This window comes from Rhodococcus sp. SJ-3 (assembly GCF_051918125.1).
In the GTDB taxonomy this organism is placed as follows: domain Bacteria; phylum Actinomycetota; class Actinomycetes; order Mycobacteriales; family Mycobacteriaceae; genus Rhodococcus.
In genome coordinates this window covers 4,896,379-4,917,467 of record NZ_CM123306.1, presented here as the reverse complement: position 1 = coordinate 4,917,467, position 21,089 = coordinate 4,896,379, and the positions used below count along the sequence as shown (strand labels likewise).

The 21,089-nt window shown below is 65.6% G+C and carries 20 protein-coding genes and 6 tRNA genes; 5 read left to right on the top strand and 21 right to left on the bottom strand.

What is annotated here, in order from left to right:
• Nucleotides 1–2: 2 nt before the first annotated feature.
• The 20 genes from ACTDXD_RS22945 to ACTDXD_RS22850 all read right to left on the bottom strand — a co-directional run bounded on the left by ACTDXD_RS22945 (nucleotide 3) and on the right by ACTDXD_RS22850 (nucleotide 19,479).
• Nucleotides 3–560: an adenine phosphoribosyltransferase gene (locus ACTDXD_RS22945; RefSeq protein ID WP_374229884.1), complete on the bottom strand. Its 558-nt coding sequence runs from the start codon at nucleotides 558–560 to the stop codon at nucleotides 3–5.
• On the bottom strand, nucleotides 557–2,308 hold the full coding sequence (locus ACTDXD_RS22940) for an ABC transporter substrate-binding protein (RefSeq protein WP_440124487.1): 1,752 nt from the start codon (nucleotides 2,306–2,308) through the stop codon (nucleotides 557–559). Before ACTDXD_RS22940 ends, ACTDXD_RS22945 begins: the two co-directional genes overlap by 4 nt.
• Nucleotide 2,309: 1 nt before the next feature.
• Complete coding sequence (gene secF, locus ACTDXD_RS22935; RefSeq protein WP_440124486.1) at nucleotides 2,310–3,500, bottom strand: protein translocase subunit SecF; 1,191 nt, start codon at nucleotides 3,498–3,500, stop codon at nucleotides 2,310–2,312.
• A 2-nt stretch (nucleotides 3,501–3,502) separates the two neighbouring features.
• Nucleotides 3,503–5,317 carry a protein translocase subunit SecD gene (secD, locus tag ACTDXD_RS22930; RefSeq protein WP_440124485.1) on the bottom strand — a complete coding sequence of 605 codons (1,815 nt, stop codon included), beginning with the start codon at nucleotides 5,315–5,317 and terminating at the stop codon, nucleotides 3,503–3,505.
• A 133-nt stretch (nucleotides 5,318–5,450) separates the two neighbouring features.
• On the bottom strand, nucleotides 5,451–5,789 hold the full coding sequence (gene yajC / locus ACTDXD_RS22925; RefSeq protein WP_440124484.1) for a preprotein translocase subunit YajC: 339 nt from the start codon (nucleotides 5,787–5,789) through the stop codon (nucleotides 5,451–5,453).
• 157 nt (nucleotides 5,790–5,946) lie between these two features.
• On the bottom strand, nucleotides 5,947–7,053 hold the full coding sequence (gene ruvB, locus ACTDXD_RS22920) for a Holliday junction branch migration DNA helicase RuvB (RefSeq protein WP_440124483.1): 1,107 nt from the start codon (nucleotides 7,051–7,053) through the stop codon (nucleotides 5,947–5,949).
• Nucleotides 7,050–7,649, bottom strand: coding sequence for a Holliday junction branch migration protein RuvA (ruvA, locus tag ACTDXD_RS22915; protein ID WP_440124482.1), 600 nt, complete (start codon nucleotides 7,647–7,649; stop codon nucleotides 7,050–7,052). The genes ruvB and ruvA overlap by 4 nt, the downstream gene beginning before the upstream one ends.
• Complete coding sequence (gene ruvC / locus ACTDXD_RS22910) at nucleotides 7,646–8,224, bottom strand: crossover junction endodeoxyribonuclease RuvC (RefSeq protein WP_169688934.1); 579 nt, start codon at nucleotides 8,222–8,224, stop codon at nucleotides 7,646–7,648. The genes ruvA and ruvC overlap by 4 nt, the downstream gene beginning before the upstream one ends.
• A 135-nt stretch (nucleotides 8,225–8,359) precedes the next feature.
• Nucleotides 8,360–9,112, bottom strand: a complete 753-nt coding sequence (locus ACTDXD_RS22905) for a YebC/PmpR family DNA-binding transcriptional regulator (protein WP_440124481.1) — start codon at nucleotides 9,110–9,112, stop codon at nucleotides 8,360–8,362.
• Nucleotides 9,113–9,177: 65 nt separating this feature from the next.
• Nucleotides 9,178–9,795, bottom strand: a complete 618-nt coding sequence (gene pdxT / locus ACTDXD_RS22900) for a pyridoxal 5'-phosphate synthase glutaminase subunit PdxT (protein ID WP_440127763.1) — start codon at nucleotides 9,793–9,795, stop codon at nucleotides 9,178–9,180.
• A gap of 74 nt (nucleotides 9,796–9,869) precedes the next feature.
• Entirely contained in the window at nucleotides 9,870–10,700 is an 831-nt protein-coding gene (locus ACTDXD_RS22895; protein WP_440124480.1) for an acyl-CoA thioesterase, read from the bottom strand.
• 68 nt (nucleotides 10,701–10,768) lie between these two features.
• Nucleotides 10,769–11,671 carry a pyridoxal 5'-phosphate synthase lyase subunit PdxS gene (gene pdxS / locus ACTDXD_RS22890; RefSeq protein ID WP_169688850.1) on the bottom strand — a complete coding sequence of 301 codons (903 nt, stop codon included), beginning with the start codon at nucleotides 11,669–11,671 and terminating at the stop codon, nucleotides 10,769–10,771.
• Nucleotides 11,672–11,876: 205 nt separating this feature from the next.
• Nucleotides 11,877–12,956 (bottom strand): NUDIX hydrolase, encoded by a 1,080-nt coding sequence (locus ACTDXD_RS22885; RefSeq protein WP_440124479.1) that lies wholly within the window; start codon nucleotides 12,954–12,956, stop codon nucleotides 11,877–11,879.
• Entirely contained in the window at nucleotides 12,953–14,080 is a 1,128-nt protein-coding gene (locus tag ACTDXD_RS22880) for a glycosyltransferase family 4 protein (RefSeq protein ID WP_440124478.1), read from the bottom strand. The genes ACTDXD_RS22885 and ACTDXD_RS22880 overlap by 4 nt, the downstream gene beginning before the upstream one ends.
• Nucleotides 14,081–14,983, bottom strand: a complete 903-nt coding sequence (locus tag ACTDXD_RS22875; protein WP_440124477.1) for a phosphatidylinositol mannoside acyltransferase — start codon at nucleotides 14,981–14,983, stop codon at nucleotides 14,081–14,083.
• A gap of 16 nt (nucleotides 14,984–14,999) precedes the next feature.
• Complete coding sequence (gene pgsA / locus ACTDXD_RS22870) at nucleotides 15,000–15,674, bottom strand: phosphatidylinositol phosphate synthase (RefSeq protein ID WP_440124476.1); 675 nt, start codon at nucleotides 15,672–15,674, stop codon at nucleotides 15,000–15,002.
• A gap of 109 nt (nucleotides 15,675–15,783) precedes the next feature.
• Complete coding sequence (locus ACTDXD_RS22865) at nucleotides 15,784–16,305, bottom strand: HIT family protein (protein ID WP_440127762.1); 522 nt, start codon at nucleotides 16,303–16,305, stop codon at nucleotides 15,784–15,786.
• A 41-nt stretch (nucleotides 16,306–16,346) separates the two neighbouring features.
• Nucleotides 16,347–18,425, bottom strand: coding sequence for a threonine--tRNA ligase (gene thrS, locus ACTDXD_RS22860; protein ID WP_440124475.1), 2,079 nt, complete (start codon nucleotides 18,423–18,425; stop codon nucleotides 16,347–16,349).
• 152 nt (nucleotides 18,426–18,577) lie between these two features.
• A complete protein-coding gene (locus tag ACTDXD_RS22855) occupies nucleotides 18,578–18,901 on the bottom strand; it encodes a DUF742 domain-containing protein (RefSeq protein ID WP_440124474.1) in 324 nt (107 codons plus the stop codon).
• A gap of 506 nt (nucleotides 18,902–19,407) precedes the next feature.
• Nucleotides 19,408–19,479: transfer RNA gene (locus ACTDXD_RS22850), tRNA-Val, on the bottom strand.
• A gap of 424 nt (nucleotides 19,480–19,903) precedes the next feature.
• Here ACTDXD_RS22850 and ACTDXD_RS22845 point away from each other — a divergent pair.
• The 5 genes from ACTDXD_RS22845 (at nucleotide 19,904) to ACTDXD_RS22825 (ending at nucleotide 20,366) form a co-directional block, all read left to right on the top strand.
• Nucleotides 19,904–19,976 (top strand) — tRNA-Gly (locus ACTDXD_RS22845).
• A gap of 25 nt (nucleotides 19,977–20,001) precedes the next feature.
• Nucleotides 20,002–20,072 (top strand) — tRNA-Cys (locus ACTDXD_RS22840).
• Nucleotide 20,073: 1 nt separating this feature from the next.
• Nucleotides 20,074–20,148 (top strand) — tRNA-Val (locus ACTDXD_RS22835).
• 49 nt (nucleotides 20,149–20,197) lie between these two features.
• Nucleotides 20,198–20,273: transfer RNA gene (locus tag ACTDXD_RS22830), tRNA-Gly, on the top strand.
• 18 nt (nucleotides 20,274–20,291) lie between these two features.
• Nucleotides 20,292–20,366, top strand: a tRNA-Val gene (locus tag ACTDXD_RS22825).
• A gap of 54 nt (nucleotides 20,367–20,420) precedes the next feature.
• Here ACTDXD_RS22825 and ACTDXD_RS22820 read toward each other — a convergent pair.
• Nucleotides 20,421–20,909: a 2-isopropylmalate synthase gene (locus tag ACTDXD_RS22820; protein WP_440124473.1), complete on the bottom strand. Its 489-nt coding sequence runs from the start codon at nucleotides 20,907–20,909 to the stop codon at nucleotides 20,421–20,423.
• Nucleotides 20,910–21,089 lie beyond the last annotated feature (180 nt).

Genomic DNA, 21,089 nt, shown 5'->3' with positions numbered 1-21,089 from the left:
CCTCAGAGACGCACCAGCGACGTCAGCGGGTAGCTTTCCAGGCGCGCACGTCCGCCGAGCGCTTCGAGTTCGGTCACCACGGTGACCCCGACGACGTCCGCCCCGACCCGCTCGAGCAGTTCCAGAGTGGCGCCGAGCGTCCCGCCGGTGGCGAGGACATCGTCCACCACGAGCACTCTGCGCCCACGCAACGACGGCGACTCGTCGGGAATCTCGATGGCGGCCGTACCGTACTCGAGCGTGTACTCACACGTCTGCACCGGTGGCGGCAGTTTGCCTGCTTTGCGCACAGCGAGCACGCCCACACCGAGCTCGCGCGCCATCCCACCGCCGAGCAGGAAGCCACGGGCATCGATCCCGGCAACGATCTCGGCGTCCGGTGCGGCCGAGGCCAGCGCCGCGACGACTGCCGCGTACGCCGGGCCGTGGGCGAACACCGGTGTGAGATCGGCGAAGCGAACGCCGGGGCTCGGAAAATCATCGACCCAGCGCGTATGAGCCGTCACCGCGGCAGCGGCCTCTCGGAGCAGGTCAGGATCGGCGGTGCGTAGAACGTTCACCCGGTAAGTATCCACCGATCCATATTCCAACCCGCACCTGCGGCCGTCGGATTGCTGAGTGCGGCGTGCATGTTCGGGGCGAATCCGATGGTGCGCGGCTGCAGGAACAGCGGCAGTGTGGGCATCTCGTCCCACAGGATCCGCTCGCCTTCCTCCACGAGCCCCAGCACCGTGGCATTGTCGCCTGCCACGAGGAGACCGTCGAGGATCTCGTCGATACGCCCGTTGGCGTAGCCGCCGATGTTGCTTCCCGCACGTGAATGCAGCGCGCCACGTGCACCTTCCATGTCGGCCCGGCCTCCGGCCCCCGACGCCCCGGCGGTCCCGGCGAGCACCGCGTCGATCTGGCCCGCACCGAGCTGCGACGGAACGAATGTCTCGGACCCCGCGTCGACGATGTCGATGCCTGCGTCACGGCACGACTGCGCGATCAGTTCGACAGTGCGCGCGCGGCGCATGTCCGGTGCCGTGTATCCGACCCGTACCTGGATTCGCTCCTGCCCCGAACGTTCACGCTCAGCGCGCGCCGCTTCGAGATCCACCGTGCCGAACCGGTCGGACGGACCCAGCACGAGTGGGTACAGCGGCGAATCCGTCGGGAGCAATCTCGACCCGACAAGCCCCGACCGTTCGTCGTCGGTCGCCGCACCGAGTTCGTCGAACAGTTGCTGCCGTGGTACGCACGACGCCAATGCTCGACGGGCCGCGGGGTTCCCGAAGACTCCATTCGTCGCGAGGACGAGTTGTTCGAGGTTACGGGAGGCCGAAGTGGACGACTCCACCGTCTCCCCCAGCGCCGAGATGTGCCCGAGCGCTCCGTCGGCACTGTCGACGACCTGGACCTGTCCTTCCTCGGCCGCTGCCTGCGCGGCGGTTCCGCGGGGCCACACGACGATCCGGTCGGTACCGGGTGGATTACCCCACCACCGGTCGTTCGCCACGAGGACGAGCCCCTCGTCTTCGGTGTAGGACTCGATCCGATACGGCCCGGATGACGGCAGCAGAGCCGGATCCAGGGCTCCCGGTGTCAATGCCCACCCGGTGTTCCAGAATTCGGCGATCGGCCGGACCGCCTCGACATCGCCGCCGGTCAGGACACCCACCAGATCGGTGACCCCGGAAGCACGCGCTGCGACGTGCGAAGGCATCAGCTCGGTGGCACCGAACAGCGACTTCCAGTCGGTGTCTCCACGGTCCTGGCGGAACACCACGGTAGCGTCCTTGGAACCCGGGGCGCAGTCGATGCGCTCGATGTCGGCGTAACCGCCGCGGAGCGCCGCATCGAAGAGATCGGACTCGGTACCCGACTCGTCCGGCGCGGTGAAACGCCCACTGGCGGCAGCCCAGGTGAGCACAAGGTCGTCGCATGACATCGGCACACCGTCGGAGTAGACGCTGCCGGGCGAGAGCCGGTACTGCACGGTGAGCTGATCGCCCGGGACCGCCGTTGCCGTACCGATATCGGTGTCGGCGACGACGCGGCCGGCCGGGCCAACGTACCCGAAACCGGGCAGGACCCTGGCCAGCGCCTGCCGGGCTCCCGAGGCAGCGCCGTCCACCGTATTCGCGTTGTACGAGGTCACTGTGTTGTCGATCATGTATCCGATCGACGGCAGCGGCTCATCTTCCGTGCCGCAGGCCACGGTGGTCACGGCAGCCGCGGTGAGTGCCGCGCCGACCGCAACCACCCTCCGGAAGAGTCGGCTGCGTCGGTGGTGGGGTCGCTCGTTGCTTTCGCTCGCAGCCATATCAGGACCTTCTCTTGGCACGCTTTCCGGTCGGGCGGGCACCTGGTTGCGGGGTCCGCTGTGCAGGCGCCGAGCGCTGCGCTGCGAAGCTCACGGTCGGCGCGGCCGAGGCCTCGTCGCCCGCAGGCGCGAGATCACCGGCACGGCTCTGCGCACGCGCTGCTGCCTCTTCCCGCTTCGCGAGGACCTTGCGGGTGTGCTTCGCGATCGGGCCACGCCATTCCTTCAGCGTAACGAGAAGCGGACTCGCGAAGAACACCGACGAGTACGCACCGACCACGATCCCCACCAGCTGCACGAGCGCGAGATCCTTGAGGGTTCCCACACCGAGCATCCACACAGCGATCACCATCAGGGCGATCACCGGCAGTACCGAGATGATCGTTGTGTTGATCGACCGCATCAGAGTCTGGTTGACCGCCAGGTTGGTCTGTTCCGCGTAGGTCCGCCGGTGCAGATGCATGAGCCCGCGGGTGTTCTCCTCGACCTTGTCGAATACGACCACCGTGTCGTACAGCGAGAACCCGAGGATCGTCAGCAGACCGATGACGGTTGCGGGTGTCACCTCGAACCCGATCAGAGAGTAGACGCCTGCGGTGACGATGATGTCGAAGAACATCGCTGCGATGGCCGCGACGGCCATGTCCCGCTCGTACCGAACCCCGATGTAGACGCTCACGATCACCAAGAACACGAGCAGTGCGATCAGCGCCTTCTGCGTGATCTGTCCGCCCCAGGTCTCGCTGACGTCCGCGACACTGATGGCGTTGCGCGACGGCTCTCCGTCGGCACCCAACGGCTGGAATTCGTCGTACAGCGCGGTCTGCACCGCCTCGACCTGACCCAGGTCGAGAGTCTCCGACCGGATCTGGAAGGTTGCGCCCGCGCCCGCGCCGACGGTCTGCACCGATTCCGGCTCGGTTCCGATCGTGTCGCTGAACACCGTTTCGACCTCGGAGGCGGTCGCGCCTGCCACCGCGGGCATCTGGATCCGGGTACCACCCTCGAAATCGATACCCCAGGTGAAACCGCGCACGAGCATGCTCAGCAGAGCAACAGCCACGATCGCGGCGGTGATGATGTAGTAGCGCTTGCGCTGCCCGATGATCTCGAAGGCTCCTGTGCCGGTGTACAGACCGGAGAACCTTCCCTTCCGCGAGCCGATCGATGCCGTCGTCGTCGTGTCGGTCATCGTCACGCCTCCTTCGCCGAAGCCGCAGCGAGCTGACGCTCACGCGCCACCTCTTGAATCGCGCCGAGACCGTTCATGCTCGGCTTGGACCACGTCTTCGACTTGGACGCGAGATGGACGAGTGGCCAGGTCACAAGGAAGACGACCACGACGTCGAGGATGGTGGTCAGACCCAGGGTGAATGCGAAGCCCCGGACCTGGCCGACTGCCAGGACATACAGCACGGCGGCAGCGATGAAACTGACTGCGTTACCCGAGAGGATGGTGCGGCGGGCTCGAGCCCAACCACGCGGTACCGCCGACCGGAAGCTGCGGCCCTCCCGGATCTCGTCCTTGATTCGTTCGAAGAACACGACGAACGAGTCGGCGGTCATGCCGATTCCGATGATCAGACCTGCGATACCCGCCAGGTCGAGGGTGTACCCGATGTAGCGGCCGAGCAGCACCATGATGGCGTAGACGGCCAGGCCGGCCAGCACCAGCGACAACGCGGTGAGGAGACCCAGCGCCCGGTAGTACACGAGGCAGAAGATCAGCACGAGGACCAGACCGACCGCACCGGCGATCAGGCCCGCTTCGAGAGAGGCGAAGCCCAGCGTCGCGGACACCGTCTGGGCTTCGGAGGCTACGAATGACAACGGGAGCGAGCCGTATTTGAGGGTATTCGCCAACTCGGTGGCCTGGGTGTTGGTGAACTGGCCCGTGATCGAGGTGGCGCTACCGGCAGGTGTCGCGCCCTGGATGACAGGTGCACTCACGACCTTCGAATCGAGGACGAACGCAGCCTGCGAACCGATGTTCGCGGCGGTGTACTGCGCCCAGGTGGTGCTGCCTTCGTCATCGAATGTCAGGCTCACCTCGTAACGCGACTGCTGGCTGTTGAAACCGGACGTCGCGTCGTCGATCTGCTGCCCATCGATGATGCTCGGTCCGAGCAGGTAGATCGCCGTGCCGTCGGTCGAACATGCCACGAGCGGGAGCGCCGGATCATCGTTGCCTGCCAGCGGATCGGTGGCCGAGCAGTCGAGTGCGAGCGCGGCTTCCTGCTGCACCATCGGGTCTTCGCTCTGCCTGGTCGCCTTCGCTGCGGCGATGTCGGCTGCGGCCTGCTCCTGCTGGGTGAGCGGCTCGGAGTCCTGCGGTGCCGAGGCAGGTTGCTCCGGTGCGGGAGCAGCGTCGTCCCCCGGCTCGGCCGGAGCATCGGTTTCGGCCGGGGTATCGGTGGGATCCTGCGCTGGGAACGGTCGGCCCTGCGGTTCCGGAGCATCGTTCGGTGTCTGCTCCGCAGACTCCGGCTGAACCGGTGCTGCCGGGTCAGAGCCTTCCGGTGCGGTGGCGGCGCCCTGCGGCGCTGCGGGATCGGCGCCCTGCGGCGCTGCCGGATCCACGCCGTCCGCCGGTGCTTGCTCGGTGAGCTGGTCCGCCGTCATGGAACTGTCGATCGGGCCACCGATCACCGGCCGGATGTACAGACGGGCGGTCTGGCCCAGCGTCTTGGCCTGCGCACTGTCGTCGCCGGGAACCGTGATCACCAGGTTGTCGCCGTCGACGACGACCTCGGAACCCGACACGCCGAGACCGTTGACGCGGGTCTCGATGATCTGCTGGGCCTGCGAGAGACTCTCCTGGCTCGGGTTGCTCCCATCGGGGGTGCGTGCCGTCAGCGTCACTCGCGTGCCGCCTTGCAGATCGATGCCGAGTTTCGGGGTCGGCGACTTGTCCCCGGTGAAGAAGACCAGTGCATACAACGCGACGAGAATCACCCCGAACAGGGCGAGTGCGCGCGCGGGATGCACCGATCCATTGGAAGGTGCCACGGTCTGTCAGTCTCCTCGATACGAGTGAGTGGGTCGGTGAAGCGGCCGCGCAGGGCGTGACGGGTCGACACCGGCTACCGCGGTGTCGACCACGTGGGACGCGTCGGCGGGTCGAGACGGCTGAGCGTACGCCTCAGTGCTCGGTCGGACCCGACTCGGGTGATGTGGTGTCGGCGTCCTTGCGGAGCGAGATCGAGTCGAGGTCATCGGCCACCGCCGGCTCCTCGATCCGCTCACGGATGACCAAGCGCGACCACACTGTGACGACACCCGGGGCCACCTCGAGACCGACGGTGTCGTCGTGCAGGTCCACCACGGTGGCGTGCAGGCCCGCCGTGGTGACGACTCGGTCGCCGACAGTCAAGGAGTCCTGAAGGGCGGTAACCTTCTGCATCTCCTTCTTCTGGCGCCGCACACCCAGGAACGTGGGCACGAGCAGTGCGAGAATCAGGAGCGGGAAGAGCAATTCCATCGTTGAAGTCAGTCCTCGGGTTCGTAACCGGTGTAGCCGTGGTGTCCACCACAGCAACGCTCTGTCGGCCTCCACGGACCGACGCAATAGACCAGTGTGCCACTACCTCGAACGGGAAGGTATGTCCTGCCGTCCGGTGTGCGGCGATGAGACTCCTTCACTCCTCGGCATACGAATCGACGTGCGGTTCGCGGGCACGTACCTCGATCCCGCCGGCTGCAGCATCCGGAGGGGGTGTGAGCCCCAGCTGCAACCACGCGGCCTGCGTCGCGACACGTCCCCGTGGAGTGCGTGCCACCATGCCCGCACGTACGAGGAACGGTTCGCAGACCTCCTCGACCGTGGCAGGTTCCTCCCCCACTGCAACCGCAAGCGTCGACACACCCACCGGCCCGCCTCCGAAGCTGCGCACGAGCGCACCGAGCACGGCGCGGTCGAGGCGATCGAGCCCGATCGGATCCACGTCGTACACCTCGAGAGCGGCCTGCGCGATCTCGCGTGTGACGACGCCGTCAGCGCGAACATCGGCGTAGTCGCGGACACGTCGCAGCAGGCGGTTCGCGATGCGCGGGGTTCCGCGGGAACGACCGGCGATCTCCGCGCTGGCATCTTCGTGCAGGTCGATACCGAGTATGCGGGCCGAGCGCTGCAGGATCCGCTGGAGTTCGGGGGGGTCGTAGAAGTCCATGTGCGCGGTGAAGCCGAAACGGTCGCGCAGCGGGCCGGTGAGGGCACCGGAACGCGTGGTCGCGCCGACCAGCGTGAACGGGGCGACCTCGAGGGGGATCGATGTCGCGCCGGGGCCCTTGCCGACGACGACATCCACCCGGAAGTCCTCCATCGCCAGATAGAGCATCTCCTCGGCGGGCCGGGCGATACGGTGGATCTCATCGATGAAGAGCACATCGCCTTCGACCAGGTTCGACAACATCGCGGCAAGGTCGCCTGCACGTTCGAGTGCCGGGCCGGAAGTCAGCCGGAGCGAGGATCCCAGCTCGCCCGCGATGATCATCGCCATCGAGGTCTTCCCCAACCCGGGTGGGCCGGACAGGAGGATGTGGTCGGGCGTGCCGCCGCGCATCTTGGCACCGCGTAGCACCAGTTGCAGCTGCTCCCGGACCCGGGGTTGACCGATGAAATCGTCGAGACTCTTCGGACGGAGGCTCGCTTCGATGTCGCCGTCGGACGAGGTGTATTCGGCTGTCACCGGCGATTCCTCGACGAACTCGTCGACGAAAGGAGCGGGTGCGTCGTCGTCGGTCATCGTGACTTACCCAACGCCGACAGTGCGGCACGCAATGCGGTGGAGGTGTCGGCGGCGGGATTCGCCGTCATCGCAGTATCGGTCGACTGTTCCGCCTGCTTGAGCGGAAAACCCAGGCCGACGAGGGCCTCGACGACCTGCTCTCTGATCGGCGTGGATATCGCCGACGAGGTAGGCGCGTTCTCGTCGACGCCGTACGCGGCGACTTTGTCGCGTAGTTCGACGATCATGCGCTCGGCGCCGCGCTTGCCGATACCGGGTACCCGGGTCAGTGCCGCGGTGTTCCCGTCGGCGAGGGCAGCACGCAGCGCTGCGGGTTCGAGGACGGCCAGGGTCGCCATCGCGAGGCGGGGGCCCACACCCGACACCGTTTGCAGCAGTCCGAAGAGATCCCGCGCCTCCGAATCGGCGAATCCGTAGAGGGTCATCGAATCCTCGCGGACGATCATCGCCGTCACGAGTCGTGTCTCCTCCCCACGACGCAACGTCGCGAGGGTGGCCGGCGTAGCGTTGACGCGGTACCCGATCCCACCGCATTCGACAACGACGTGGTCGAGCCCGATCTCGAGGACCTCTCCGCGTACCGAGGCGATCACCGTGTCCCTGCCTTCCGGGCCGCGACCTGTTCGCGTAACCGTTGTTCGTACCGTCGCTTCTGTTCTTCCGCCGCAGCTTCTGCTGCCGCCATCCGCGCCAGCATCGGCGCCCGCCAACAGTGACAGATGGCCAAGGCCAATGCGTCGGCGGCGTCGGCCGGTTTCGGCGGGGTATCGAGCCCGAGAATGCGGGTGACCATCGCGGTCATCTGCTTCTTGTCGGCGCTGCCGTTTCCGGTGACCGCGGATTTGACCTGGCTGGGAGTGTGGAACATGACCGGGATACCCCGTCGGGCGGCCGACAGGGCGACCACGCCCCCTGCCTGCGCGGTTCCCATCGCGGTGCGCACATTGTTCTGGGAGAAGACCCGCTCGACGGCGACAACGTCCGGCTTGTAACGGTCGAGCCAGTCTTCGGCGGCATCGGAGATCTGCAACAGCCGCTCGGCAAGATCGAGATCCGGGGGCGTGCGTATCACGTCGACCGCAACGGGTACGACGACTCGGCCTCGGCCGGTGTCGACCATCCCGAATCCGCATCGTGTCAGGCCGGGGTCGACACCCATCACACGCAACCGCCACACCCTTTCCCGCGCTACGAACAGTTGTTCGAGAGCCTAGCGGAACACCCCGGCCGCTGCCTCGACGACACGCATCGCACATCCGACCTGTCGTGGCGCCTGCCCAGGAGCCGGCGCCACGGCGGTCGATCAGGCGTCGAGTTCGGCGAGGACTTCGTCCGGGATGTCGACGTTCGAGTAGACGTCCTGCACATCGTCGCAATCTTCGAGCGCGTCGATCAGCTTCATGACCTTCCGCGCACCCTCCGCATCGACAGGCACCTCGACCGACGCACGGAAGTCGGGATCGGCTGCGTCATAGTCGATTCCCGCATCGATGAGCGCGGTGCGAACTGCAACGAGATCCGTCGGTTCGGAGACGATCTCGAAGGACTCTCCGAGGTCGTTGATCTCTTCGGCGCCAGCGTCGAGGACGATCTCGAGAAGGTCGTCCTCGGACCGGCCGTTCTTCTCGAGCGTGACGACGCCCTTGCGGGTGAACAGGTATGCGACGGAGCCGGGATCGGCCATATTGCCGCCGTTACGAGTCATCGCGGTACGGACCTCGCCCGCAGCGCGATTACGATTGTCGGTCAGGCACTCGATGAGCAACGCGACACCGTTGGGGCCGTACCCCTCGTAGGTGATGGTCTGCCAGTCGGCGCCGCCGGCTTCCTCGCCCCCACCGCGCTTACGCGCGCGTTCGATGTTGTCGTTCGGAACCGAGCTCTTCTTCGCCTTCTGGATGGCGTCGAACAGGGTCGGATTCCCGCCGGGGTCCCCACCGCCGGTACGAGCTGCCACTTCGATGTTCTTGATGAGTTTCGCGAACATCTTGCCGCGCTTGGCGTCGATGGCCGCCTTCTTGTGCTTGGTGGTGGCCCATTTGGAGTGGCCGCTCATTCGCTTCGAGCCCCTTCCGGCGATGTGAAGTCGGTGAAACCGACAGTTCGGAGAGTCGAGTCTACCTACCGGCCCGCTACGTGCGAGCGCACAGCCTCGACGAAGAGCCGATGGACCCGCAGATCACCGGTCACCTCGGGATGGAACGACGTCGCGAACACCGCGTCCCGCCGCACCGCCACGACCCGCCCCTCGGCCGGGCCGTGGGGAACCCGGGCGAGGATGTCGATCCCGGCCCCGACCCGCTCCACCCATGGTGCGCGAATGAACACGGCCCGCACCGGTCCATTGTCGATGCCGACCATGTCGAGATCGGTCTCGAACGAATCCACTTGGCGGCCGAAGGCATTCCGTCTCACGGCGATGTCGAGCACGTCGAGATGCTCGGCGTCGGGCCGGGTGTCGAGTACCTCGGTGGCGAGCAGAATCATCCCGGCACACGAGCCGTACGCAGGCATCCCGTCCTTCAGACGCGCGCGGAGCGGTTCGAGCAGGTCGAACACTCGCAGGAGCCTACCCATGGTCGTCGATTCGCCACCGGGAATCACGATCCCGTCGACCGCATCGAGTTCTCGTTCACGGCGTAGCGCGACGGTGCGCGCACCTGCCGCGTCGAGCGCTGCTCGATGTTCCCGCACATCGCCTTGGAGTGCGAGCACTCCGATGGTCGGGGTGGTGTGCAGCAGCGAAGTTGCCACGGCGGACCGCCTTCCTCTCCATGTCATCGGTGGCCGCCTCCGTACCCGGTCCGAGCAGATCAGGACTCACGCAGACAGCGCGTAAGCCCTTCCTGCACGACCGCGGCGACCATGTTTCCTTCGCTGTCGTAGATCCGGCCCTGGGTCAACGCACGGCCGAACCCCGCCGACGGGGACGTCTGGTCGTAGAGCAACCAGTCGTCGGCCCGGAACGGGCGCAGGAACCACATGGCGTGGTCGAGCGACGCGTCCTGGGTCTCTACGTCGGGATGAATCACATGAGCGGAACCGAGCAAGGTCATATCGCTCATGTAGGCGAGTGTGCACACGTGGAAGACCGGGTCGTCCGGAAGTGCGGCACGCGAACGGAACCACACCCGCTGATGCGCAGCTACGCCCCGGTCCGCGACCATGTGCTCCGGTGGCACGAATCGGAAATCCCAGTTCGACCACTCACGCAACGCCCACGCAAACTCCTCACGACCCTGCTCGACGAGGGTCTTCGCGTCGGGGAGCTCTTCCGGTCGCGGCACCGTAGGCATCTCGTCCTGATGCTCGAGGCCACGATCGTCGACGTGGAAGGACGCCGACATCGTGAAGATCGCACGTCCGTCCTGTACGGCAGTGACCCGGCGCGTACAGAACGAGCGCCCGTCCCGGATCCGGTCGACCTGGTACACGATGCCCTTCGTGGGATCTCCGGGACGGAGGAAGTAGCCGTGCAGGGAATGGACCTGGAACTCCGGAACCACGGTGCGGACCGCCGATACCAGCGCCTGTCCCGCCACCTGGCCGCCGAACGTCCGAGGCAGCAACGTCTCCGTCGCAATACCGCGGAAGATGTTCTCTTCGATTCGTTCGAGCTCGAGGATGTCTTCGATCTTCGCCATGCGGGACCTTTCCGTTTTGTACTCGGAAGTAGGTTATCCGCCGGGCCTCGGAGAGAAGGCAGGGATGGCTACCAACCGCGCTCGGCGAGCCGATGCGGCACCGGAATGTCATCGACGTTGATGCCGACCATGGCTTCGCCCAGCCCGCGAGACACCTTCGCAAGCACGTCGGGATCGTCGTAGAAGGTGGTGGCCTTGACGATTGCTGCGGCGCGCTGCTCGGGGTTGCCGGATTTGAAGATCCCGGAGCCGACGAACACGCCTTCGGCACCGAGTTGCATCATCATCGCAGCATCCGCAGGCGTAGCGATTCCCCCGGCCGTGAACAACGTCACCGGAAGTTTGCCTGCTTTCGCAACCTCGACGACGAGGTCGTACGGGGCCTGCAGTTCTTTCGCTGCGACGTAGAGCTCGTCTTCGGGTAGCGAGCTCAGCCGCCGGAGTTGCTGACGGATCTGCCGCATGTGGGTAGTGGCGTTGGAGACATCGCCTGTGCCCGCCTCCCCCTTGGAACGGATCATCGCGGCGCCCTCGTTGATACGGCGCAAGGCTTCCCCGAGGTTGGTGGCACCACACACGAAAGGCACGGTGAATGCAAACTTGTCGATGTGGTTCTCGTAGTCGGCGGGGGTGAGGACCTCGGATTCGTCGATGTAGTCGACTCCGAGCGCCTGCAATACCTGTGCTTCGACGAAGTGCCCGATCCGAGCCTTCGCCATGACGGGAATCGACACGGCCTCGATGATGCCGTCGATCATGTCGGGGTCACTCATCCGTGAGACCCCTCCCTGTGCGCGGATGTCCGCGGGTACGCGTTCGAGTGCCATGACTGCGACCGCACCTGCGTCCTCTGCGATCTTCGCCTGGTCGGGCGTCACCACATCCATGATCACACCGCCCTTGAGCATTTCGGCCATGCCTCGCTTGACGCGGGCGGTCCCGGTGGGGGCGGTGGTGTCCGGGGTACTCACAGCTGAACTCCTCAGAAGATCTCGACACAGCAGAACGGGATGCAGCGATCCGGCAGGACAATCCGGCACGACGGTACGGCGCGGAAGAGTCGGCGCGGAAGGGTCGGCGCGCAGCAGCGGATCGCGACCCGCCGAGCCTATGACCGCATGCGGGTGTTCCCCATAGCCAGTCGCGATGCGCTGGCCTTCTCGGTCGCCCGCCGGGTCAGCGGATGGCGCGCAGCGGGGTGTTCGATGCGGTGTGCGTTCGGGTGCCTGCCAGACGCCTTGCCTCGTCGAGGAGTTCCGGCAGGTCCTGCGGATACAGCGGTTCTCCGGTAGCGACCAGTTCGCGGAGTCCGTCGTTGTCGAACCACCTGAACTCGAGGTCCATGCGACGTTCGAGTTCGGTGAACCCCTCGGAACCCGGTTCGAATCCGGGTGTCTGGAGGACGAAGAACAGTTCTTCGGAATGCAGGACTTCACCGTTGAACGGGAAGACGGCCACTCGCCGCCACACCGGTCCGACAAGCTGTTCAGGGGCGACGCCGCGTCCGGTCTCCTCGGCGAGTTCCCGGACGGCCGCGACACGCAGATCCTCGCCCGGTTCCACGGCGCCGCCGACGGTGAACCAGAAGCACACCTCCGGACGTGCCGGATCGTGACCGCGAAGCAGCAGCACGCGCCCGTCGTCGTCGAGCAGCACCACCCGCGCCGACGTGCGAGCCCGATCCGGTGTCCGTGACTGCGAGGGAACAACCCCCGGCTTCTCGACATCGCCGATTCTCTCGACGGCACCGGTCTTGTCGACTTCGCGTTCGGCGATCTCGAAATAGGTCGGCAGCGGCGCGGTGCCGCCGAGATGAAGCCAGCGCACCGGGCGACGGGTGCGTAACGCGAGTGTGTCGCGCACAGCATCGTTGTGGAACCTTCTGGCAATGAGCACGCGGGCTTCCGAGTCGGCGAGTTCGGCGACCAACTGCGGGCGCAGACGCTCCACATCGAGACCGGCCAGCGCAACGGACAGTTCGTTCTCAGCGGCCTCCCGATGCGCACGGTCCGCACGTTCCGCTCGGTCGGCGAGCGCCGACAACCGGCGCCCCTCCGCCGCGGACGTGGACGCCGCAAGGCTCCGGGTCACCACAGCGCGACGGGCGAGGGCAGCGTCGAGTGCCTGCCACGACAGGTCCGACCGCACATGCAACCGATCGAGGCGATTCGCTGTCCCATATGCCCACAGACCCAGCAACAGGACGATGGACGCGGTCAACGCCAGGACAAGGATCGTCAGAGCGCTGAGGGTCACGAGCGAACCTCCCGTACCGGTCCGGCACCGACGGTGACCGTCTCGTACACCCGCAGGATCTGGTCGGCCACCACCGGCCAATCGTAGGTTTCCACGACCTCGGACCCGGCCTGAACCAACGCGGCGCGGCGGCCCTCGTCGTCGAGGACCTCCAGGATGCCGTCGGCCAGTGCCGTCGCGTCACCGATGGGAACGAGCACACCTGCTCGCCCATCGCGCAGCACGCGTCGGAACGCATCGAGTTCGGACGCGACGACGGCAGTACCGGCCGCCATCGCCTCGACCAGGACGATCCCGAAGCTCTCCCCGCCGAGATTCGGTGCGCAGTACACATCGGCGCTGCGCATCGCCGAGGCCTTCTCGTCGTCGTCGACCTGCCCGAGAAAGCGGAGGTGACCCGAGTGTGGACCGGCGTCCTTGCGGAGTCTGTCCTCGTCGCCGCGACCCACAACGAGGATCTCGATGTCCGGGTAGTGCGCCACCAGTGCGGGCAGCGCACCGACGAGCACGTCCATACCTTTCCTTGATTCGTCGAAGCGACCGAGGAACAGCACCGTCCGGCCTGCCCTCGGATAACCGGATAGCAGTGGAGAGTGCCGGAAGAATGGCACGTCGACCCCGTTCGGGACCTCGACTGCATCGGCTCCGAGCGAGGTGACCTGCCAGCGGCGGGCGAGCTCGGAAACGGCGATCCGACCGCTGATCTTCTCGAGGAACGGCTGCAGGACTCCCTGGAAAGTGCTCAGAACCAGCGACTTCGTCGTCGACGTATGGAACGTCGCGACGATGGGCCCCTCGGCAATTTTCAATGCGAGCATCGACAAGCTCGGGGCGTTCGGTTCGTGGATGTGGAGGACATCGAAGTTGTTGTCGTTGATCCAGCGGCGCACCCGCGCATAGGAGACCGGTCCGAAACTCAGCCGGGCCACTGAGCCGTTGTAGGGAATCGCAACTGCTCTACCCGCAGAGACTACGAAATCGGGCAGCGTCGTGGTCTCCGAGGCGGGCGCGAGCACACTCACCTCGTGGCCGCGGGCAATGAGAACCTCGGCGAGGTCCACTACATGAGCCTGGACACCACCCGGGACATCGAACGAGTACGGGCAGACCATTCCGATCCTCACTCACTCCTCCATTCGGGCGCGTCGTGAGTCGGACAGATCGTCCATCCACAGTGGTTGCAACATGTGCCAGTCTGCAGGGTGCTCCACGATGTCGGCAGCGAAACGGTCGGCCAGTAGCTGCGTCGCGTTGCCGATACCGCCGCTGACGTCGATCTCGGGGTGGACCTGGAATCCCCAACCGTCGTCGGTGAACCAGCAGTGCACGGGAAGGAGGGCCGCGCCGGTGTCGATCGCCAGTTTCGCGGGTCCGGCGGGCATGCGCGTGGATTCGCCCATGAACGTCACGGGCACGCCCTTGCGCGCGAGATCGCGCTCCCCCAGCAGACACACGACCTTGTTGTCGCGCAGACGCGCCGACAACTCGACAAATGGGGGGCTTTCGCCACCCGAGAGGGGGAACACCTCGAACCCGAGGCCCTCCCGGTACTCGACGAAGCGGCGGAACAACGACTCGGGGCGCAGTCGCTCTGCCACCGTGGACAACCCGCCGTAGGTGCGGACGCACCACACGCCTGCCATGTCCCAGTTGCCACTGTGCGGTAGCGCCAGAACCGCGCCGCGTCCGGTGGCCAACGCCGCCTCGATATGTTCGCGGCCTCGGATCGCCGAATCGATCGACGCCGCAGTGGCGTCGAGATCCATCGACGGAAGCCGGAAGGACTCGCGCCAATATCGTGCATACGATCGGATCGAAGCCCTGATCAGGTCATCCGGGACCTGTTCGGGTGGGACCCCGAGAACGCGGGAAAGATTGCGGCGCAGTTGCTTCGGTCCGCCGTTCCGACGAGCAGCGAAGTCGGCTCCCGCATCGAACAGCCAGGTCGCGACACGTTCCGGCAAGAGCCGAACCAGGCGCCATCCCGCCGCGTATCCGAGGTCCGAGAGACGCTCGGCCGCATTCATACCCGGTCCTCGCCGTTCACGACCGCTCCCCGTCCTCGGTATCCGTCTCACACGTCGAGTCCGATGGCGGCGCGATCGGTAGCAATTCGCGCGCGCCCGGAGAGTCCCGCACCGCGAGTACCCGCTGGAACACTGTGATGACCGACCCCGCAGCGAGCAACCACATCGCGATGTGGATCGCCCAGTCGAGACCGAGACCGGTCAGCCCCGAACCGACCAGCACGATCACGAGACGATCGGGGCGCTCGATGAGACCCCCGTCGGCCGACAGACCGCTGGCTTCGGCACGCGCCTTCGCATACGAGATCACCTGCGAGCACACGAGGCAGATCAGCGTCGCGATCACCAGCGGTCTGCTCTGCTCGTGATAGACGGCCCACCAGGCCAGACCGGCGAAGATCGCTCCGTCTGCGACCCGATCGCACGTGGCATCCAGTACCGCACCGAAACGTGTTCCGCCGCCGCGGGCACGTGCCATTGCACCGTCGAGCATGTCGAACATCACGAACAACCAGATGACGAGTGTGCCGACGAAAAGGTGGCCCGAGGGAAACAGCGTGAGAGCAGCCGCGATCGTTGCGACAGTGCCGATGATGGTTACGGCATCCGGGGTCAGACCCGTACGAATCAAGGCGTGACCGAGCGGTGCGGTCACCTTCGAAACCGATGCGCGACCGAAGAAGCTCAGCATTCCGAGACCCCCGAATTCTCCTTCGACCGACGTGCCCGGAATCCGATCCTGCCACGACGCACCGTCTGACCACGGGTGTAATCAGGGACTGGTCCGCCTTCGGCAGGCGCTACTCGTCCCATGCCGAAGCCAGCAATGCGCGGGTGTCGCGCAGCAGCTGCACCATCACCTTGGATCCGCCGAGGACTGTGATGAAGTTCGCGTCGCCACCCCACCGTGGCACCACGTGCAGATGCAGGTGTTCGGAGAGCGAACCACCCGCAGCGGCACCCAGATTGAGCCCGACGTTGAACCCGTGGGGACGCGACACCTTCTTGATCACTCGAAGTGCCCGCTGAGCGAACGCCATGAGCTCGGTGCTCTCGTCCACCGAGAGATCCTCGAGGTTCGCCACCCGCCGATACGGCACCACCATGAGGTGGCCCGGGTTGTAGGGATAGAGATTGAGCACCGCGTACACGGATTCGCCGCGGGCGACAACCAGCCCCTCTTCGTCGGCCATCTTGGGGATCTCGGTGAACGGCTCGTACGGCTCGCTCCGCAATCCCGGAGATTCGGTGATGTACGACATGCGATGCGGGGACCACAGCCGCTGCAGGTGGTCGGATTCACCGACCCCTCGGTCGATCATCGAGTCGGACGTGTCGGCCGGCCCTGGAGTTCCCTCGCCCGTCAAGAGGTCGCTCCCCGTTCTTCCGGACGCACCAGCTCCGCAGTGGGAGAAGCGTTGTCGCGTCGACGAACCCACTCGGCGATGATGCTCACGGCCTCGTCGACGGGCACACCGTTGACCTGGGTACCGTCGCGGAACCGGAAGCTCACCGCGCCTGCGGCGACATCGCGTTCGCCTGCGAGCAGCATGAAGGGAACCTTCTGCGTGGTGTGCGTTCGGATCTTCTTCTGCATGCGGTCGTCGGAGATATCCACCTCGGCGCGGATACCGGACGACTTCAGTTTGCCGACGACGTCGAACAGATGCTCTTCGAACTCGGCGGCCACTGGGATACCTACCGCCTGAACCGGCGAAAGCCACGCGGGGAACGCACCGGCATAGTGCTCGGTGAGCACACCGAAGAAACGCTCCATCGAACCGAACAGCGCACGGTGGATCATCACGGGGCGATGCTTGGCACCGTCGGATCCGGTGTATTCGAGTTCGAACCGCTCGGGGAGGTTGAAGTCGAGTTGGATCGTCGACATCTGCCAGTTGCGACCGAGCGCGTCGTTGACCTGAACCGAAATCTTCGGTCCGTAGAAGGCGGCGCCGCCCGGATCGGGCACGAGGTTCAGCCCCGAGGCCTCGGCGACCTCACGGAGCGTGTCGGTGGCGGTCTCCCACAACTCGTCGCTACCGACGAACTTCTTGGGGTTCTTGGTCGAGAGCTCGAGGTAGTAGTCGTCGAGTCCGTAGTCCTTCAGTAGATCGAGGATGAATTCGAGCACGGTGGTCAACTCGTCGCGCATCTGCTCGGGGGTGCAGAAGATGTGCGCGTCGTCCTGCGTCATGCCGCGCACACGGGTCAACCCGTGGACGACACCGGACTTCTCGTAGCGATACACCGAACCGAATTCGAACATGCGCAACGGGAGTTCGCGGTACGACCGCCCACGCGACCGGAAGATCAGGTCGTGCATGGGGCAGTTCATCGGCTTGAGGTAGTAATCCTGGCCGGGTTTGCGGATCGTGCCGTCGTCGTTCAGTTCCTCGTCGATGTGCATCGCGGGGAACATGCCGTCCTTGTACCAATCGAGGTGGCCGGAGACCTCGTAGAGATGCCCTTTGGTGATGTGCGGGGTGTTGACGAAGTCGTATCCGGCGTCGACATGGCGCTGTCGCGAGTAATTTTCCATCTCCTGGCGGATGATGCCGCCCTTGGGATGGAACACCGGCAGACCCGAGCCGAGCTCGTCCGGGAACGAGAACAGATCGAGTTCGGCGCCCAGCTTGCGATGGTCGCGGCGCTCGGCCTCGGCGAGCAGTTCGAGATGCCGGTCCTGCGCCTCCACGGACTCCCAAGCAGTGCCGTAGACACGCTGCAGGTCGGCGTTGTCCTGGTCGCCGCGCCAATAGGCGGCCGAGCTGCGGGTCAGCTTGAACGCGGGAATGAACTTGGTGGTCGGGATGTGCGGCCCGCGGCACAGGTCCTTCCACACCACCTCGCCCGTGCGCGGGTTGAGGTTGTCGTAGATGGTCAGCTCGCCGCCACCGATCTCCATGATCTCGGGGTCCGGCTCGAAATCGCTGCCACCCGACTTGTCGTCGATGAGTTCGAGCTTGAACGGCTCGTTCTTCAATTCGTCGCGGGCGTCGTCGAGGCTCTCGACGACGCGGCGGGAGAAGCGCTGAGCGTCCTTGACGATCTTCTTCATCCGCTTCTCGAGCTTCGCGAGATCCTCAGGGGTGAAGGGGCGCTCGACCTGGAAGTCGTAGTAGAAGCCGTCTTTGATCGGCGGGCCGATGCCGAGCTTGGCCTCGGGGAACTCCTGCTGGACGGCCTGCGCCAGAACATGCGCGGCCGAGTGGCGAATGACGCTGCGGCCGTCCTCGGTGTCCGCGGCGACTGCCTCGACCTCGGCGTCGGTCTCCGGCGTCCACGACAGGTCGCGCAGGGCGCCCTCGGAGTCGCGGACGACGACGATCGTGTCGGGTCCCTTGACCGGCAATCCGGCTTCGCGCACGGCGGCGCCGGCAGTGGTTCCCGCTGGCACCCGGACGAGCGTGGCTGTTTTCGCGGATGCGGGCGTGGTCACTGGCTGGACTCCTCGGCTCGATGCCTGTTCTCGGGGGCTGCTGCCCGGCGCGGCACAGCGCGTCGGCAACCTCCCCACATGCTATCGACATGCGCTCACACAGCGAACACAGGGCGTGCCGGAACGAAACACGGTTGCGGCATCCGAAACTCTCAGAGCGAGTGCAGCCCTGTGAGCACCCGTTCGAGAAGTTCGCTGCCCGGTCCGACCCGGTCCACCGTGCTGTGGACGGTCAGGATGCCCGCCCCCGCGAGGTCGCCGATCAGCACACGGGCGACTCCGAGGGGGATCCCCGCCAGAGCGGCCACTTCCATGGTCGAGCGCGGTTGTGCGCACAGACCGACGACCACCCGGTGCTCCTCGGCGAACTTGCCTGCCATCAGGCTCGTCGAGGACGGGACCGTGGACACGAGGGCCTCTAGCGGCAGGTCCATATCGCTCCGGGTGCGGCCACCGATGCGGACGAAGGGCCTCACGAACGATGATGTGTGATCTTCCAATTTTCCGACTCCCCCAGCGCTTTCGTACCCAGTTCCGTCGAACGTCCGATCCATCGCGCGGGACACCCGGGGCCCCGTCTCGCTGACAGCGGCCTGTGCTGCGGTGGTCGGCGTCCCCCCTTCGGCCGACGGCGGCGCGACAGCATCCAGCTCCGACGACCGCTCCCCCTCTTCAGGGGGCGAATATACAAGATCGTCCCGCTTAGTGCGGTGACGTGGACGCCGGGACCCGAAGCGGGCACCGGTCGTCCCCACGGCCTGCCATGCGCCATCTGCGACACTCATCCTGCACATCCTCCTCGAACCACCGCGGTCTGTCCCGACCTCGCCCACGCGGACATCGATGGCCGCAGACGCGCACATCGTCGAGCCGGCAACGAACCTCTCGTCGGCCGGATCACGCAACTCCCGCTGCGTTCGACAGTTGCATGCCAAGATACGCAAAAAGGGCACCCTGTGCAGGGTGCCCTTGTGCGGACCTGTGGTCCCGGCTGGGATCGAACCAGCGACCTCCCCGGTGTGAACGGGACGCTCTTCCACTGAGCCACGGGACCGTGCCGCTTCGCAGCGGCTCGAACGCAAAGAAACTTAACACGCCCCTGCGCGCGAACACGAATCAGCAGGTCACGCAGAGTTTCCGGAATCGCGCTCGACCGACCGCTCGCCACCAGCTCCTCTGGATCCCGCCCTACAGGGCAGCACCCCCTCTACAGTGCAGCGCCCCCTCGAGTAACGGAACACCAGAACGCGGAACTCGGCGGCACATCGGGCGCGAGCAACCCTCAGCACACCACTTACTCACCGCACGTGTTCCCGTCGCCCCCAGAGCACTCGAAACCCCTCCGACAGCACCCCCACAGCACTTCCAACGCCGTCCTCGCTGAGTTTTCTTGCGTTGACCTGCAGATTTGTGTGATTCCGCGATGGTCGGCTAAGTTTTTAACCGCACCACGGAGAGCGCAACGCCACGGTGCGAATGCGGATGTAGCGCAGCTGGTAGCGCATCACCTTGCCAAGGTGAGGGTCGCGGGTTCGAATCCCGTCATCCGCTCGAGAGGTTGGACTCGACCTTTTATGGTGGAGTGGCCGAGTGGTGAGGCAACGGCCTGCAAAGCCGTGCACACGGGTTCGATTCCCGTCTCCACCTCGCGCGATTAGCTCAGCGGGAGAGCGCTTCCCTGACACGGAAGAGGTCACTGGTTCAATCCCAGTATCGCGCACCAGGGTCGATCAGCACGTGGGTCGACCCCAGTTTCACCGCAACGTGCACACGCGGATGTAGCGCAGCTGGTAGCGCATCACCTTGCCAAGGTGAGGGTCGCGGGTTCGAATCCCGTCATCCGCTCCACACCGGCGTAGGAAGCCGGCGCGATTAGCTCAGCGGGAGAGCGCTTCCCTGACACGGAAGAGGTCACTGGTTCAATCCCAGTATCGCGCACCAGAAGTAGCAAAAGTCCCCCTTCGGAATCCCGAAGGGGGACTTTTGCGTTCCCGATCAGTGGACGGCGCTGAGCCGGTTCGCACCGGCAATCATGGCGCGCAGCGTGGACTCGGTTGCACTCGACCCCGTTCCCATCGCCCACCCCCGACGGTCCCCGTGACTGCAGAAGAGGAACGTCGCCTGGGCTCCACCGACTTCGCACTGATGAAACGACAGGATCTCGAGGTGAATCCCGAGCCCGTGAAGCATTGCCGTCATTCCTGCCACCGGACCGTTCGCGACAGCCGATGCGGTGTGGATCGACGCACCCACCGCGAGTGTTGCCTCATATGAGCTGCGACCCGCGGACACCGCAGTGATTGCCCATGCTCCCATACGCAGCGGACCGTTCTGCGGTCCGTAGAGGTCAGCGAACTCTTCCCAGGTGAGTCCCGCAGCCTCGGCCCGCAACGGCAGGGGCAGACGGTCTGGCCAAGACGAGACGGGGATGTTTGCATCAGCCGAGGTAGACGTGTGGACAGCGTTCGAGTCGAAGGCATTCATCGAAGGGGTCTTCCGCGAGAAGGAAGGACCGACACATAGCTCAGGGACCCGCAGCGAGGGGTCGGTCCGAATCAGACCCCGCTACGGCGGTGAACTACGAGTACGCGCTTCATGACGCCCACCCTAGAACCTATATGTGACGAGTGCAAACGTCGGGCCTCGAAGCATGTGACGAAACCG

Coding starts and splice junctions, on each gene's coding strand:
- ACTDXD_RS22905 (WP_440124481.1), bottom strand. CDS start 9,112: ATGAGCGGCCACTCCAAATGGGCCACCACCAAGCACAAGAAGGCGGCC.
- ACTDXD_RS22865 (WP_440127762.1), bottom strand. CDS start 16,305: ATGATCGACCGAGGGGTCGGTGAATCCGACCACCTGCAGCGGCTGTGG.
- ACTDXD_RS22895 (WP_440124480.1), bottom strand. CDS start 10,700: ATGGCGAAGATCGAAGACATCCTCGAGCTCGAACGAATCGAAGAGAAC.
- yajC (WP_440124484.1), bottom strand. CDS start 5,789: ATGGAATTGCTCTTCCCGCTCCTGATTCTCGCACTGCTCGTGCCCACG.
- ruvB (WP_440124483.1), bottom strand. CDS start 7,053: ATGACCGACGACGACGCACCCGCTCCTTTCGTCGACGAGTTCGTCGAG.
- secF (WP_440124486.1), bottom strand. CDS start 3,500: ATGACCGACACGACGACGACGGCATCGATCGGCTCGCGGAAGGGAAGG.
- pgsA (WP_440124476.1), bottom strand. CDS start 15,674: ATGCTGAGCTTCTTCGGTCGCGCATCGGTTTCGAAGGTGACCGCACCG.
- ACTDXD_RS22875 (WP_440124477.1), bottom strand. CDS start 14,983: ATGAATGCGGCCGAGCGTCTCTCGGACCTCGGATACGCGGCGGGATGG.
- ACTDXD_RS22820 (WP_440124473.1), bottom strand. CDS start 20,909: ATGAATGCCTTCGACTCGAACGCTGTCCACACGTCTACCTCGGCTGAT.
- ACTDXD_RS22940 (WP_440124487.1), bottom strand. CDS start 2,308: ATGGCTGCGAGCGAAAGCAACGAGCGACCCCACCACCGACGCAGCCGA.